The organism is Bilifractor porci (assembly GCF_009696005.1).
In the GTDB taxonomy this organism is placed as follows: domain Bacteria; phylum Bacillota; class Clostridia; order Lachnospirales; family Lachnospiraceae; genus Bilifractor; species Bilifractor porci.
In genome coordinates, this window is record NZ_VUMV01000006.1 from 70310 (window position 1) to 85232 (window position 14923).

14 protein-coding genes are annotated in these 14923 nt (G+C 53.0%); all 14 read left to right on the forward strand.

The genetic code is table 11. From position 1 onward, the window contains the following. The first annotated feature begins 7 nt into the window (after positions 1-7). The 14 genes from cysS to rfbD all read left to right on the forward strand — a co-directional run bounded on the left by cysS (position 8) and on the right by rfbD (position 14916). The gene (cysS, locus tag FYJ60_RS09025; RefSeq protein WP_154458354.1) at positions 8-1429 is read left to right on the forward strand and encodes a cysteine--tRNA ligase; all 1422 of its coding nucleotides are present in this window, start codon (positions 8-10) and stop codon (positions 1427-1429) included. A 39-nt stretch (positions 1430-1468) separates the two neighbouring features. Further along, positions 1469-1912 carry a Mini-ribonuclease 3 gene (locus tag FYJ60_RS09030; protein WP_154458355.1) on the forward strand — a complete coding sequence of 148 codons (444 nt, stop codon included), beginning with the start codon at positions 1469-1471 and terminating at the stop codon, positions 1910-1912. A gap of 362 nt (positions 1913-2274) precedes the next feature. After that, positions 2275-2997: a 23S rRNA (guanosine(2251)-2'-O)-methyltransferase RlmB gene (gene rlmB, locus FYJ60_RS09035; RefSeq protein WP_154458455.1), complete on the forward strand. Its 723-nt coding sequence runs from the start codon at positions 2275-2277 to the stop codon at positions 2995-2997. Beyond that, entirely contained in the window at positions 2994-3602 is a 609-nt protein-coding gene (locus tag FYJ60_RS09040; protein WP_154458356.1) for a sigma-70 family RNA polymerase sigma factor, read from the forward strand. The genes rlmB and FYJ60_RS09040 overlap by 4 nt, the downstream gene beginning before the upstream one ends. Before the next feature lie 236 nt (positions 3603-3838). Then, positions 3839-5272 (forward strand): sugar transferase, encoded by a 1434-nt coding sequence (locus FYJ60_RS09045; protein ID WP_154458357.1) that lies wholly within the window; start codon positions 3839-3841, stop codon positions 5270-5272. Positions 5273-5275: 3 nt separating this feature from the next. Next, complete coding sequence (locus FYJ60_RS09050; protein ID WP_154458358.1) at positions 5276-6571, forward strand: glycosyltransferase family protein; 1296 nt, start codon at positions 5276-5278, stop codon at positions 6569-6571. A 65-nt stretch (positions 6572-6636) separates the two neighbouring features. Further along, positions 6637-7032: a DMT family transporter gene (locus tag FYJ60_RS09055; protein ID WP_154458359.1), complete on the forward strand. Its 396-nt coding sequence runs from the start codon at positions 6637-6639 to the stop codon at positions 7030-7032. Continuing rightward, entirely contained in the window at positions 7022-7375 is a 354-nt protein-coding gene (locus FYJ60_RS09060; protein WP_154458360.1) for an EamA family transporter, read from the forward strand. The genes FYJ60_RS09055 and FYJ60_RS09060 overlap by 11 nt, the downstream gene beginning before the upstream one ends. A gap of 57 nt (positions 7376-7432) precedes the next feature. Beyond that, positions 7433-8557: a dTDP-4-amino-4,6-dideoxygalactose transaminase gene (rffA, locus tag FYJ60_RS09065; protein ID WP_154458361.1), complete on the forward strand. Its 1125-nt coding sequence runs from the start codon at positions 7433-7435 to the stop codon at positions 8555-8557. Positions 8558-8647: 90 nt separating this feature from the next. Continuing rightward, on the forward strand, positions 8648-10234 hold the full coding sequence (locus FYJ60_RS09070) for an NAD(P)/FAD-dependent oxidoreductase (protein WP_154458362.1): 1587 nt from the start codon (positions 8648-8650) through the stop codon (positions 10232-10234). Positions 10235-10389: 155 nt separating this feature from the next. Continuing rightward, positions 10390-11736, forward strand: a complete 1347-nt coding sequence (locus tag FYJ60_RS09075) for an LCP family protein (protein ID WP_154458363.1) — start codon at positions 10390-10392, stop codon at positions 11734-11736. A 140-nt stretch (positions 11737-11876) separates the two neighbouring features. After that, entirely contained in the window at positions 11877-12782 is a 906-nt protein-coding gene (gene rfbA, locus FYJ60_RS09080; RefSeq protein WP_154458364.1) for a glucose-1-phosphate thymidylyltransferase RfbA, read from the forward strand. Positions 12783-12907: 125 nt separating this feature from the next. Continuing rightward, positions 12908-13927, forward strand: coding sequence for a dTDP-glucose 4,6-dehydratase (gene rfbB, locus FYJ60_RS09085; RefSeq protein WP_154458365.1), 1020 nt, complete (start codon positions 12908-12910; stop codon positions 13925-13927). Between the two features lie 65 nt (positions 13928-13992). Beyond that, entirely contained in the window at positions 13993-14916 is a 924-nt protein-coding gene (gene rfbD / locus FYJ60_RS09090) for a dTDP-4-dehydrorhamnose reductase (RefSeq protein WP_154458366.1), read from the forward strand. Positions 14917-14923: the final 7 nt, after the last annotated feature.

Here is a 14923-nt window from a genome sequence, read left to right on the forward strand (position 1 = left end):
AAACAAGATGAAATTCTATAATACGATGGACAAGAAAAAGGAAGAATTTGTTCCTATTGATCCGGGAGAGGTGAAGATGTATGTCTGCGGACCGACGGTTTACAACCTGATCCACATCGGAAACGCCAGACCCATGATCGTGTTTGATACCTGCCGCCGATATCTGGAGTATAAGGGCTATAAGGTCAACTATGTATCCAATTTTACGGATGTGGATGACAAGATTATAAAAAAGGCAAACGAGGAGGGCGTTTCCGCAGAGGAAATTTCCACGCGCTATATTGTGGAATGCAAGAAGGATATGGCGGACATGAATGTTCGTCCGGCCACCACGCATCCGCTGGCAACGCAGGAAATAGACGGGATGATCGCCCTGATCCGGGATTTGGAGAAGAAAGGCTACGCCTACAATGTGAACGGCACCGTCTATTTCCGCACAAGAAAGGACGAGGGCTACGGCAAGCTCTCGCATAAAAACCTGGACGACCTTCGTTCCGGTTTCCGCGACCTGAAGGTCAGCGGGGAGGAAGAGAAGGAGGATCCGCTGGATTTTGTTCTGTGGAAGCCAAAAAAAGAAGGAGAACCCAGCTGGGACAGCCCGTGGGGACCGGGACGTCCCGGATGGCACACGGAGTGCTGTGTCATGGCAAAGAAATATCTGGGCTCCCCTACGATTGATATTCATGCCGGAGGCGAGGATCTGATTTTTCCTCACCATGAAAATGAGATTGCCCAGAGTGAGGCGGAAAACGGCGTTCCATTCGCGCGTTATTGGCTGCACAATGCCTTTTTAAATATTGATAACCGGAAAATGAGCAAATCCCTGGGAAATTTCAAGACGGTCCGGGAGATCGGAGAACATTATGATCTGCAGGTTCTGCGGTTTTTCATGCTCTCCGCCCATTACAGAAGCCCGCTGAATTTCAGCGCGGAGATCATGGAATCAGCGAAGAACTCGCTGGAGAGGATCCGCAACGCGGTGGATAAGCTGGCTTTTTACGCGGAAAACGCGAAAGCGGAGGAACTATCCGAAGGCGAAAAGGCTAAACTGGAGGAGATGAAAAAATACCGGGCTGCGTTTGAGGCTGCCATGGATGATGATCTGAACACGGCGGACGCGATTGCCGCGATTTTCGATCTGGTGCGCTTTGGAAACACAGAGGCACGGGACAATGCGTCGGCTGCTTTTGCGGAGGCTGTAAAAAAGGAGATTGTATCGCTCTGTGATATTCTGGGGCTCATCGTGGAAAATACCGGGAACGACGTGGATAAAGCACTGGAAGAGGAAATAGAAAAGAAAATCGCAGAACGGCAGGCATGCAAAAAGGCCAGGGATTATGCCGGCGCCGACGCCATCCGGGATGAGCTGGCCGCGAAGGGCATCATTCTGGAAGATACCAGAGAGGGCTGCAAATGGCACAGGGCATGAGCCGGCTGTGCGGATGAAGCGGAAGAGGGACACAGACCTATGAGTATAGAAGGAAAACAGCAGCTGTCTCCGGAACAGTATTCCCCGCTGACGCTGGCTTATATCGGAGACGCGATTTACGAAATCTATATCCGCACCATGATTGTGACAAAAGCAAATGCCCCGGTTCATCTTTTGCACGAGAAGTCCAGCGCCCTTGTCCGCGCAGGGAAACAGTCGGAGATCGTAGGAATTCTGGAACCGCTGTTTACGGAAAAAGAGAGGCAGGTCTATCATCGGGGCAGAAATGCGAAGGCTTATACAAAGGCAAAGAATGCCGGGATTCTGGAATACCGTCGGGCAACCGGGCTGGAGGCTGTCATGGGGTATCTCTATCTGAAGGGGGATCTGGACAGGATCCGGGAGCTGCTGGCAGTCGGCCTGGGTGTAGAAGCGGAGACGCTGAGGCTGCCGTTCGAACAGATGGAACAGAGGAAAGTGTGAGGAATGATATGGCTGGTGCAGGAAGAAATAAAGTGGACGGCGGATTCGGGCGCAGAGGCAGGAACGAAAACAGGAGCAGCGGGGAAAAGGACAGGCGTTACGGGCAGAAGCGGGAACGCTCCGGCAGGGAGAACCGTGGTTACGGCTTTGGCGGAAGGGATGAATCCGGAAAACCGGGAGCGCCGCATGGCGGCAGAGCAGGAAGAAGCCGCGCGGAATACCGGAACGGCAGCCGGACAGACTATCAGAGCGGCAGACACGCGGAATACCGGGACGACAGCCGGTCTGAGCAGAAATCCGACAGGTACCGGGAGTGGGATAAAAACACTCCGGAAACGGAAGAATTAAATGACGAAAACCGCCTGGAGGGGCGAAATCCGGTACTGGAGGCGTTCCGGTCGGGAAGGGCTGTGGATAAGGTGTTTCTGCAGAGCGGCCTGCAGGACGGCATGATCCTGACCATCGCCAGAGAGGCGAGGAAGGCAGGGTGCATCATCAGCTATGTGCCGAAGGAGCGCCTGAACCAGATGTCGGAGACCGGACATCACCAGGGAGTGATTGCCTATGCCGCTTCCTATGCGTATGCGGATGTGCAGGATATCCTGCAGAAAGCCAGAGAGAAAGGTGAGGATCCTTTCATTTTCCTTCTGGATGGAATTGAGGATCCGCACAATCTGGGCGCGATTATCCGGACGGCAAATCTGGCGGGCGCCCATGGCGTCATCATTACAAAGCACAGGTCGGCCATGCTGACCGCGACGGTGGCCAGGGCTTCCGCCGGTGCGCTGAATTATACGCCGGTCGCGAAGGTCACAAATCTTGCGGCTGCGATGGAGGAATTGAAGAAGCAGGGAATCTGGTTTGTTTGCGCGGACATGAACGGCCCGTCTATGTACAGCCAGAATCTGACAGGGCCGATCGGCCTGGTAATCGGAAATGAGGGAGAGGGTGTCAGCAGGCTGATCAGGGAGAAGTGCGACTTTACCGCTTCGATTCCCATGCATGGAGATATTGATTCGCTGAACGCTTCCGTTGCGGCGGGTGTCCTTGCGTACGAAATTGTACGGCAGAGAGAGCATAAATGAGTGATCAAATCAGCACACGGGAATGCGGAGCCAGAGAAGAGGCGGACGATAATACGCTGATCCGGGCATACCGGAACGGGGACGCGGACGCCGCGGAGATTCTGATGAACCGGTATAAGCAGATGGTGCGCTCTACGGCCAGAGAGCTTTATCTGGTCGGCGGGGACCGCGAGGATCTTCTGCAGGAGGGAATGCTGGGGCTGTTTAAGGCGATTCGTCAGTATGACCCGGACCGGGAGGCTTCCTTTTCGACCTTTGCCGGAATGCTGGTCAGCCGTCAGATGTACACGGCCATAGAGGCTTCCCGGCGGAAAAAGCACCAGGCGCTGAACAGCTCCATTTCCCTGAATGAGCTGGAGGAGGACCAGGGCGACGGGGCTCTGGGAACCGTGGAGAGCCCGGAAACCATCTATCTGGAGGAGGAGAACGCCAGAACGCTGCAGAAACAGATCGAAGATTCCCTGAGCCCACTGGAGACAAAGGTATTCCGGCTCTATCTGGAAGGACAGGATTACGGGCAGATTGCCTCTGCCCTGGGGAAAAAACCGAAATCCATTGATAATGCGCTGCAGCGGATACGCGCCAAGGTGCGGTCTGTCCTGTAGCGTTGCCTGGGAAAAGATGTTCTGATATAATAAGAATTACGTGAGTTTCAAAGAGACGGAGTAATTCGTGGCATCACGTCGGGGGAAGGAGAACTTCTTCCCCTGGCATCATTACAGCGCCGGAAGTACAGTTTCCGCAGCCGTGCCTGCACGGACGGGGAAAACGCCTGAGGCGCATTTCTGCGTGAGCAGAAACAGACGGTTAAATATCTGGGGTAATTGGAGCCCGGTAAGGTATGGATGATAAGAGAGTGACGCACTGCGCCAGAACCATTTTGCGGCTCTGGAATGTCGGCTGGTTCCTGGCTGTGTGGATTGTCTTTTACAATAAATATATGTTCAACACCTATCTGGTTCCGGGTGCCTTTTTTTCCGCGCTGACCTTTTATATTGTATACACGGCATTCTGCAGTGTATACAAGGCTTTCCGGATCGCGTCCACAGACGTGGGCGAGATTGTTTTTTCGCAGTTCGTCTCGTTCGGGTTTGCGGATCTTCTTCTCTACGTGCTCTGCTGCCTGGTTTACAACCAGATGGTCAGCATCCTGCCCGGCGCGGTGATTGTGGTCATTCAGCTGTCGGGTACCGCGGTGATCACACTGACGACAAAGCGCTATTTCATGGCGCATATTGCGCCCCACCCGACGATGATTGTCTACGGAAAGATCAAGACGCTGGATCAGGTGAAAAAATTCCGGAAACGCCTGCTTCGGAAATACAGCCATCTGTTTGACATCACCCTGCGGGAATCGGAGGAGGTCTCCGATGTCCTGTTCCTTCAGCGGCTCCAGAAGGTAGATACGGTGATTCTTTACGGAATACCGTCCACAAGAAGAGCAAGGTTTGTGCAGCGCTGTATAGAAAACAGGAAACAGTTCTATTTTGTTCCGGACATCGAGGATATTCTGGAAACGGGCTGCGAGACGAAACATCTTCTGGATACGCCTCTGATGAAGTATGAGTACAGGTACAAGAGTTCAAACAAGCAGCGCCTGAAGCGTGTGCTGGATATTATTTTTTCTTCCGTTTTTCTTATCATCCTTTCCCCCGTTATGCTTGTAACCGCCATTGCCATCAAGGCAGAGGACGGCGGCCCGGTATTCTTCCGGCAGGACCGCTACACCAAGGACGGCAAGGTTTTCAAAATCTTAAAGTTTCGCAGCATGTGTGTGGATGCGAGCAAGTACGGGACCATGCCGACCACGGAAAACGATCCCCGTGTGACAAAGGTGGGGGCGGTTATACGGAAAACCAGAATTGATGAATTCCCGCAGTTTATCAATGTCCTGAAGGGAGACATGAGTTTTGTAGGACCCCGGCCGGAAAGCGTGGAGATGTCCGATATGTACTGCCGCAAAATGCCGGAATTCCGCTACAGGCTGGCCGTCAAGGGAGGGCTGACGGGATATGCCCAGGTCTATGGAAAATATAATACGTCCGCCCTGGATAAGCTGATGCTGGATCTGATGTATATTGAAAATCAGTCTACGCTCCTGGATTTCAAAATTGCCCTGCTGACGCTCCGGACCATATTCAAATCCGACGCGGCGGAAGGCTTTGACGATGAGACTGGCAGGGAATTTCACGATGACATGCAGGAAAACAGCAGGAAGAAGCCTCCGGAAGAACAGGGCGGGAAAGAACGCGAAATATCCGGAGACGAGGAATGACAGATGCAGATCTTTATCGTAACGCATTCTTCCACCTACGACTGCCGTGCCGAGGCGGCCGGAGAATACTTCAGAGAAAAAGAAAATCAAGTACAGTATATTTTTTCGGATTTTGACCATCTCAGGCGCACCGGACGCAGCGCGTCCGGAACCGGTAAAGAAGCAGATTCCGGGTCCGTCGTTTACCTTCCCATGCGCCCCTACCGGAAAAACCTTTCGGCCAGAAGGCTGCTTTCGATCCGGAGGTTCGCCGGGGATGCGGAACAATATCTTGACGGACAGCTGGGAACCCTGCAGAAGAGCAGGGGCTCTGCCTGGGTGGCGGAGAACGTGGTGATCTGGTTCCTGATCCCGGCGAATTCCTTTGTCCGGGCCGCGTCTGTTCTCAAGGGCAGATACGGGGTGCGGATCATTCTGGATGTGATTGACCTGTGGCCGGAATCCATTCCCAGGCCGGAGCTGCAGAGGCTTCCGCCCATGCGTGCCTGGGCTTCGCTGCGCGACAGATACCTGGACTGCGCGGACTGGATTTTTACAGAGTGTTCCCTGTATCAGAAGATTCTCCGCCTGCCGGAGAAAAAAACAACCGTACTTCCCTGGTTTAAGGACGAACCGGCCGGCCGGGAAATAACAGGAACGGCAGCCGCAGGGAATGCTTCTGCCGAGGAGCCGGGTACGCGGCTGCTGCAGATCGCTTATCTGGGGGCTGTCAATAATATCATCGACATAGGGCTGATCACAGAGTTCCTGAGACGTCTGAAGGAACTTTTGCGTGCAGAAGACAGGAAGCTGCTTCTCCATCTGATCGGGGAGGGAGAGCATAAGCAGGATTTTCTCCGGGCACTGGCAGAGAGTGAAATTCCGTTCCGGGATCACGGCGCGGTATATGAGGAGGAACAGAAGAAAAGCATCCTGCGGCAGTGCAGCTTCGGCCTGAATTTTATGAAACCGTCCGTACGGGTCGGGCTTACCATGAAATCCATCGACTACCTGTCCTTCGGCATCCCGATTCTGAATACCATTCCGGATGATACCTGGGAGCTCGTGAACCGGGAAAAAATCGGAGTCAATGTAGACAGGACACATCCGGAAAGGGCGGTACAGGCGGTGGCGGAGATTTCCGGTGACCCGGAGGAATGGAAAACCATGCATGTCCGGGCCAGAAAGACGTTTGAAAAGAATTTTACCAGGCGGGCCTTCCGGCAGATCCTGGACAGAACAGCCGCCGGATGGCCGGACACGCCGGACGGCGTCCCGCCTCTCCGAAAATCCTTTCCTGGTCAGGCGGACGAGGAATAACCCGCGGGCAGTTCCGGAAATGAAGGAGCGCCTGCTTTCATCATCAAAAAAGGACAAATAGGAATATGGGGGAACAGAAAAAAAGAAAAATGTCGTTTCTGTCGGTGCTGCTGATACAGGGAGCAGTTGTGGTATACACGGGTTCGTCCGTGTGCTCGAAAATAGCCTCTTCGCATCCCGGATCGATTACGGTTTTCGGTCTGACGCTTCACTGGCTTTCCTGGACCGGAGTGCTCTGGGTTTTTCTGGAGCTGTGCTGCCTGGGCGCCTACGCGATTTTCTGGCAGCAGATTATCAAGCGGTTTGACCTGTCCATTGCTTATGCCAACCGGGCATTTGCCATCTTTTGGACATTTTTATGGAGCGTGTTGATCTTCCACGAAACCTTCCGGCCGGTCAGCCTGATCGGAATCTTTCTGGTGTTCTTTGGGATATTACTGGTGAATCAGGATGCAGAATAGTTTTAACAGCTGGGTATTTTTATTCGCGCTTAGCGCCGCGATTGCGGCATTTTCCCAGGTGCTGCTGAAAAAAAGCGCTTCGGAAAAACACAGCAGTGTGCTCCGGGAGTATCTGAATGTCAAGGTGATTGTCGGCTATGGCCTGATGTTCTGCGGTATGCTGATGGGAGTTGTGGCCTACGGAAAGGGCGTCACGGTTCAGGGCGGTTCGGTGATGGAGGCATCCGGAAATGTCTGGATCATAGTCCTGAGCTACCTGTTCTTCCGGGAACCGATCACAAAAAAGAAGATCATCGGAAATATCATGATTATCGCCGGCATTCTTCTGTTTAATCTGCTGTGAGAACCGACACGGAGCCGGAAGAATGAACAGGTAAGTTTAGAAACGGGAGTTGATCAGATGATAGACTTTAACAATCCCCCTGTTGTGGGAACGGAAATGAAATATGTCGAGGACTCTGTACGGAGCGGCAAGATCTGCGGAGACGGAAAATACACCGGCCTGTGCAGCGGGTGGATGAAGGAACATTTTCACACGAAAAATATCCTTCTGACGACATCCTGCACACATGCGCTGGAAATGTCCGCCTTTCTCTCCGGTATTCAGCCGGGAGATGAGGTGATCATGCCCTCCTACACCTTTGTTTCCACGGCGGACGCATTTGTCCTGCGGGGCGCGAAAATCGTATTTGTGGATATACGTCCGGATACCATGAATATTGATGAGACGAAAATTGAGGACGCAATCACCGACAAAACCCGCGCCATTGTGGTTGTGCACTACGCCGGAGTAGCCTGTGCCATGGAAGAGATTCTTGCAATCGCGAAGAAGCATCATCTGATGGTCATCGAGGATGCCGCGCAGGGAGTGAATGCGTATTATAAAGACAGGGCGCTGGGCACCATCGGGGATTTCGGCTGCTACAGCTTTCATGAGACGAAGAACTATACCATGGGAGAGGGCGGGGCGATTCTATTTCAGGACGACAAATATCTGGGCGACGCGGAGATTCTGCGGGAAAAAGGGACAAACAGAAGCAGGTTCTTCCGCGGAGAGATCGACAAGTATACATGGGTGCACTACGGCTCCTCCTATCTGCCCAGCGATATGAACGCCGCCTATCTTTATGCGCAACTGCTTGCCGTGAACAAAATCCAGAAGAAACGCATGAAAATATGGAATACCTACCATGAGGGATTAAAGGATCTGGAAGACGCGGGAAAGCTCCAGCGTCCGTTTATTCCGGATTATGCCCGGCACAATGCGCATATGTACTATGTAAAGGTAGAGAATCTGAAGGTCCGCACGCGGCTCCTGAAGGATCTGATGGACCGGGGCGTGCACTGTGTATTTCACTATATCCCTCTGCACACCTCGCCGGCGGGACAGAAGTTCGGGCGGTTCTCCGGAGAGGATGTTTATACCACGAGGGAAAGCGAGAGGCTGATCCGGCTTCCCATGTTTTACAATCTGGAAATGGAAGATGTGGGGAAGGTGATCGATGCCTTTCACCAGCTGCTGTAGGGCGCAGACGGCGAAAATGCGTTTTTATCCGATGCCTCTGGGAAATACAGAGGAGGAAAAGATATTTCAACTCCAAAAGGGTATCGGTTCATGAGGAGGAGAGAAGAAAAGATGGATTCCGGAGAAAAGAAAAGGATAATTATTATCGGCGCGGGGCCGGCCGGACTGACGGCTGCCTATGAGCTTCTGGACAAGTCGGAGGACTACCAGGTGGTTGTCCTGGAAGAAAGCGGCTGCTTCGGCGGGATTTCCCGCACGGTGGAATATCACGGCAACCGCATGGATATGGGAGGACACAGGTTTTTCTCCAAGGTACCGGAAGTTAACGAGTGGTGGGAAAAAATGCTTCCCACGCAGGGCTCTCCGTCCAAGGATGATAAGATGCTTCACAGAACCTCCTCGCTGAAAAGCGGCGGGCCGGATCCGGAGCAGACGGACCGGGTGATGCTAAGAAGAAACCGCCTGTCGCGTATTTTTTTCAAAAATAAGTTTTTTGATTATCCGGTAAGCCTGAAGCCGGAGACCATCCGCAACATGGGCTTCGGCACCACCATGGAGGTCGGCTTCAGCTATCTGGCAAGCGCTATTCACAAGCGGCCGGAAAATTCTCTGGAGGATTTTTACATCAACCGCTTCGGGAAGAAACTGTACTCCATGTTTTTTGAGCATTATACCGAGAATCTGTGGGGCAGGCATCCCAGCGAAATATCCCCGGAATGGGGCGCCCAGCGCGTCAAGGGGCTTTCCATTAACGCCATTCTGAAGGATATTTTCGGAAAGGCTTTCCACAGGAAAAACAGAGAAGTGGAGACTTCATTGATTGAGGAATTTGCCTATCCCAAGCTGGGTCCCGGCGAACTCTGGGAGATCACGGCGGATGAAATCCGGAAAAAGGGCGGGGAGATCCGGATGAACGCGAAAGTTACCGGCATCCGGAAAGACAGCCGTAATATCGCCCTGGGCGTGACCTATGAGCAGGACGGGAAGACTGTCAGCCTGGACGGAGATTATATTATCTCCTCTATGCCGATCAAGGACCTGGTTGCCGGCATGAACGACGTTCCGGAGAAATACGCGGAAATTGCCGCGGGGCTGCCCTATCGCGATTATATGACGGTCGGCGTCCTGGTTCCTTATCTGAATCTGAAAAACGAGACGGACATTCCCACGGTCGGAAATATCGTTCCGGACGACTGGGTGTATGTCCATGACAGAAGCGTGAAGATGGGACGGTTCCAGATTTACAACAACTGGTCCCCGTACCTGGTGAAAGATCTGGAGCACACGGTCTGGATGGGACTGGAATATTTCTGCAATGAGGGCGACAGTATGTGGTCCATGACCGATGACGAATTTGCCCGGATGGCTGTCTCGGAGATGGTCAGAATGAAGCTGATCCTGAAACCGGAAGATGTCCTTGACTACCATGTGGAGCGTGTGAAGAAGGCTTACCCGGCTTATTTTGATACCTACGAGCACATGGACGAGCTCAGGGATTACCTGAACTCCATCCCCAACCTCTTCTGTGTCGGGAGAAACGGGCAGCACCGCTACAATAATCTGGATCATTCCATGTGCACATCCTTTGAGACTGTCAAGGATATTCTGGCAGGGACAACGGATAAAACCAATGTGTGGAATGTCAATACCGAGAAGGAATATCACGAAGAGAAATAAAACGTGTCTTTCGGTGAATATTCTGTGCATCATCCGCAAAATATAGACGGGGTGGGGGAAAAATGATATAATCCCGGTTATTGTCGGGGATTATGTCAGAAAAAGGCAGAGCGTAAAGCCCCTTCTGCTGAAAGACTTTTTGAGGAGCATCGGTTTTGAAGAAGAAACACAGAAAAGGGTCCGCCTCGGTCGCGGTTTTTATCATTGTTCTGCTGGTTGCCGTGGCCATGGGGGCATTCCTTATGGTAAGCGGCAAGCTGGGAAAAATAAACAGGGTCAGCTCCCTGACTACGGATGTAGCATCAAATTCGCTGGAAGAATTCGAGCGGGACACCAGTGAGGCGGACACCCTGCAGGCGCAGGATGTCGATTTTAACGCGGATAATATCTCGATCATGCAGGACGATGACGTAAAGAATATCCTCCTGATCGGTCAGGACGCCAGGGAAGGGGAGGGGCGCCAGCGCTCCGACTCCATGATTCTGTGCAGCATCAACACAAAAACAAAGAAGATTATACTGACGTCGCTGATGCGGGACATGTATGTCCAGATTCCCGGCTACAGCAGCAACAAGCTTAACGCCGCCTACTGCTTTGGCGGGATGGAGCTGCTGGATCAGGTGATCGAGAATAATTTCGGAATTACCATTGACGGGAATGTGGCGGTGGATTTCTTCGGCTTCATGGATGCCATGAGCGTGGTTGGAAACCTGGATATCGAGCTGACCGCGGAGGAGGCCGAGTACATCAACTCCGGCGGATGGGTCGAGATGGGAAGCCCGAATGACGGATGGGACCTGAAGGCAGGAGTGAATTCCATGACTCCCGCCCAGTACCTGGCCTTTGCGCGGATCCGCTATGTGGGCAATTCGGATTACGAGAGGACAGACCGGCAGCGCCGGGTCCTGATGGCCGCGTTTGACAAGGTCAAGAACAAGGGACTTACGGAGCTTCTTACCATGGCCAATCAGATGTTCCCCTACCTCACCACAGACCTCACCAACACGGAGATCCTGAGCTATGTGAAAACCGTTTTTGTGGACGGCATCACGGAGACAGAGAGCTACAGAATTCCGGTGGACGGCTATTTCTCGGAGGAAATTATCGACGGCATGTCGGTGCTTGTCCCGGATCTTACCATGAACAGCCAGTACCTGCAGAACTACATTTACGGGACGCCGGTGGATGAAAGTCTGGCCGGAAGTACGGACGAGCACACGGTAACCGACACAACCGGGGGAACCGATACCTCAGGCACAGATACGGGAAGCGGCTACGACAGCAGAGGATATGACAGCACAGGCACCTATGACAGTACCTACACCCAGAACTACGATACCGGCACGGATTACGGTTACGGCGATTACAGCGGAACCGATGCCGGCAGCGGCTATCAGGATAACACCTACGGGTATCAGGATGCCGGAACCGGCACAGATAACAGCTACGGAACCGGGGGCTACGCGGATCAGGGAGCGGCGGACGGTACCTACGGGCAGTGACGGTATGCCGGAAAATATCAGTTACAGGGTTTTCAAAAGATAATTACAATGTCACAAGTCCGATGCCACCAGGAAACGGATGGGCGGCAAAAGAAACTTCGGACAACTGTATGATAAGGTATCAGAAAGGAAGGATTGCAATGAAAGGAATCGTTCTTGCCGGGGGTTCCGGCACCAGGCTGTATCCTCTTACAAAGGTAACATCCAAGCAGCTTCTGCCGGTTTATGACAAACCGATGATTTATTACCCGCTGTCTGTTCTGATGAATGCGGATATCCGGGACATTCTGATTATCTCCACGCCTGCGGATACGCCGCGCTTTCAGGAACTGCTTGGGGACGGGCATCAGTTCGGGCTGCATCTGCAGTATAAGGTCCAGCCGTCTCCGGACGGGCTCGCGCAGGCCTTTATTATCGGAGAGGAATTTATCGGGAAAGACGATGTCGCCATGATCCTGGGCGATAATATTTTCGCCGGTCACGGGCTGACCAAACGGCTGCGCGCCGCGGTAAAACGCGCGGAGAGCGGAGAAGGCGCCAGCGTGTTCGGCTACTATGTGGATGACCCGGAGCGCTTCGGCATTGTGGAGTTCAATGAAAAAGGACAGGCAATATCCATTGAGGAAAAGCCGCAGAAGCCGAAGAGCAATTACTGCGTGACCGGGCTGTATTTCTACGATAATCATGTCGTCGAGTACGCAAAGAATCTGAAACCGTCCGCCAGAGGCGAACTGGAAATCACCGACCTGAACCGGATTTATCTGGAGCAGGGAAAGCTGAATGTAGAGCTTCTGGGACAGGGCTTTACCTGGCTGGATACCGGTACTCATGAGAGCCTGGCCGATGCCACCAACTTCGTCAAGACCATGGAGCAGCACCAGCACCGGAAAATCGCCTGTCTGGAGGAGATTGCCTATCTCAACGGCTGGATCTCGCGGGAAGAGCTGCTGGATGATTACGAGGAACTGAAGAAAAATCAGTACGGCCAGTACCTCTTGGATGTCCTGAACGGAAAATACGTGGATATTCTGAGCGAAAACCGGTAACGGGCCGCCGCCATGTTTACTTCTCACAGGAGATACAGAATAAGGACGGAAAAAGAATCAATCCGGCAGTGACAGAAGAGCCGGAAAAAAAGAGATGCAGGCAGAGATGCCGGAAGGAGAATGTTATGAATATCATAGTGACCGGCGGAGCCGGGTTTATCGGCTCCAATTTTATCTTTTACATGATGAAGCAGCATCCGGAAGACCGGATTGTCTGTCTGGACAAGCTGACCTACGCCGGAAACCTCTCTACCCTGGAGCCGGTGATGGACAGCCCGAATTTCCGTTTCGTAAAAATGGACATCTGTGACAGGGCTGCGGTATACGGCCTGTTTGAAGAGGAGCATCCGGATGTCGTGGTGAACTTTGCGGCGGAATCCCACGTGGACCGGTCCATTGAGAATCCGGAGATTTTCCTGCAGACCAATATTATCGGGACATCCGTCCTGATGGATGCCTGCCGGAAATACGGTATTCAGAGATATCATCAGGTCAGCACGGACGAGGTTTACGGAGATCTGCCGATTGACAGGCCGGATCTCTTCTTTACGGAGAATACCCCTCTTCATACCTCCAGTCCCTACAGCAGCTCAAAGGCATCCGCGGATCTGCTGGTAAACGCGTATCACAGAACCTATGGCCTGCCCACGACAATCAGCCGCTGCTCCAACAACTACGGCCCTTACCAGTTCCCGGAGAAGCTGATTCCGCTGATGATCGCCAATGCGCTGGCGGACAAGCCGCTTCCGGTATACGGAGAAGGCCTGAATGTCCGCGACTGGCTGTACGTGGAAGACCACTGCAAGGCGATCGACTTGATTATCCGGAAAGGACGGGTAGGAGAGGTTTACAACATCGGCGGACACAACGAGATGCGGAACATTGATATTGTCCGCCTGATCTGCGAGGCGCTCGGTAAACCGGAGAGCCTGATTACCCATGTGACAGACCGGAAGGGACATGACCAGCGGTACGCGATTGATCCCGCGAAAATCCATAATGAGCTGGGCTGGCTGCCGGAGACGATGTTTAAGGACGGAATCAAAAAGACCATCCAGTGGTATCTGGATCATCAGGACTGGTGGAAGACCATCATTTCCGGCGAGTACCAGAACTACTATCAGAAAATGTACGGCAACCGCTGAGAGTAAACGGATTTGCCGGTCAGCTGGTACGGCTGTAGGTGAAAATGCGGAGGATGAGAGCGGATATGAAATTTTTCGTCACAGGCGTGGCCGGGCAGCTGGGCCACGATGTCATGAATGAACTGAAAAAGCGGGGATATGAAGGAATCGGCAGCGATCTTGCCCCGGAGTATTCCGGTATGCAGGACGGTTCCCCGGTCTGCGGGATGCCCTATGTCTCCCTGGATATCACAGACGCGGCCGCGGTGGACAGAACCATTTCGGAAATCCGGCCGGACGTCATTGTCCACTGCGCGGCCTGGACAGCTGTGGATATGGCGGAGGATGACGACAAGGCGCAGAAGGTCCGGGCAATTAACGCCGGAGGGACGCAGCATATTGCGGATGCGGCGAAAAAGACCGGAGCGAAGATGATCTACCTGAGCACGGACTATGTTTTCGACGGACAGGGAACCGAGCCCTGGGATCCGGACTGCAAAGATTACCGGCCGCTGAACTGGTACGGACAGACAAAGCTGGAGGGAGAGCAGGCCGTCAGCAGTACGCTGGAGAAATATTTTATCGTGCGGATCGCCTGGGTATTTGGAAAAAACGGAAAAAATTTTATCAAGACGATGCTTCAGGTGGGCAGGACTCACGACGAGGTGCGCGTGGTAAACGATCAGATCGGAACGCCTACCTACACCTTGGATCTTTCCCGCCTGCTTGTCGATATGGCAGAGACGGAAAAATACGGCTATTATCACGTCACCAATGAGGGAGGCTATATTTCCTGGTATGATTTTACCTGTGAAATATACAGGCAGGCCGGTATGAAAACAAAGATTATACCGGTTACGACAGCGGAATACGGTCTGTCCAAAGCGGCCCGACCGTTTAACAGCCGTCTGGACAAGTCTAAGCTGGTGAAAAACGGATTCCGTCCGCTTCCGGACTGGAAGGATGCGCTGCACAGGTACCTGCAGGAAATCGGTGTGCCGGAGCAGTGACGGGCGG

Excerpts from the sequence above, each read along its gene's own strand:
- cysS (WP_154458354.1), top strand. The coding sequence starts at position 8 with ATGAAATTCTATAATACGATGGACAAGAAAAAGGAAGAATTTGTTCCT.
- FYJ60_RS09030 (WP_154458355.1), top strand. The coding sequence starts at position 1,469 with ATGAGTATAGAAGGAAAACAGCAGCTGTCTCCGGAACAGTATTCCCCG.
- FYJ60_RS09040 (WP_154458356.1), top strand. The coding sequence starts at position 2,994 with ATGAGTGATCAAATCAGCACACGGGAATGCGGAGCCAGAGAAGAGGCG.
- FYJ60_RS09045 (WP_154458357.1), top strand. The coding sequence starts at position 3,839 with ATGGATGATAAGAGAGTGACGCACTGCGCCAGAACCATTTTGCGGCTC.
- FYJ60_RS09050 (WP_154458358.1), top strand. The coding sequence starts at position 5,276 with ATGCAGATCTTTATCGTAACGCATTCTTCCACCTACGACTGCCGTGCC.
- FYJ60_RS09055 (WP_154458359.1), top strand. The coding sequence starts at position 6,637 with ATGGGGGAACAGAAAAAAAGAAAAATGTCGTTTCTGTCGGTGCTGCTG.
- FYJ60_RS09060 (WP_154458360.1), top strand. The coding sequence starts at position 7,022 with ATGCAGAATAGTTTTAACAGCTGGGTATTTTTATTCGCGCTTAGCGCC.
- rffA (WP_154458361.1), top strand. The coding sequence starts at position 7,433 with ATGATAGACTTTAACAATCCCCCTGTTGTGGGAACGGAAATGAAATAT.
- FYJ60_RS09070 (WP_154458362.1), top strand. The coding sequence starts at position 8,648 with ATGAGGAGGAGAGAAGAAAAGATGGATTCCGGAGAAAAGAAAAGGATA.
- rfbA (WP_154458364.1), top strand. The coding sequence starts at position 11,877 with ATGAAAGGAATCGTTCTTGCCGGGGGTTCCGGCACCAGGCTGTATCCT.
- rfbB (WP_154458365.1), top strand. The coding sequence starts at position 12,908 with ATGAATATCATAGTGACCGGCGGAGCCGGGTTTATCGGCTCCAATTTT.
- rfbD (WP_154458366.1), top strand. The coding sequence starts at position 13,993 with ATGAAATTTTTCGTCACAGGCGTGGCCGGGCAGCTGGGCCACGATGTC.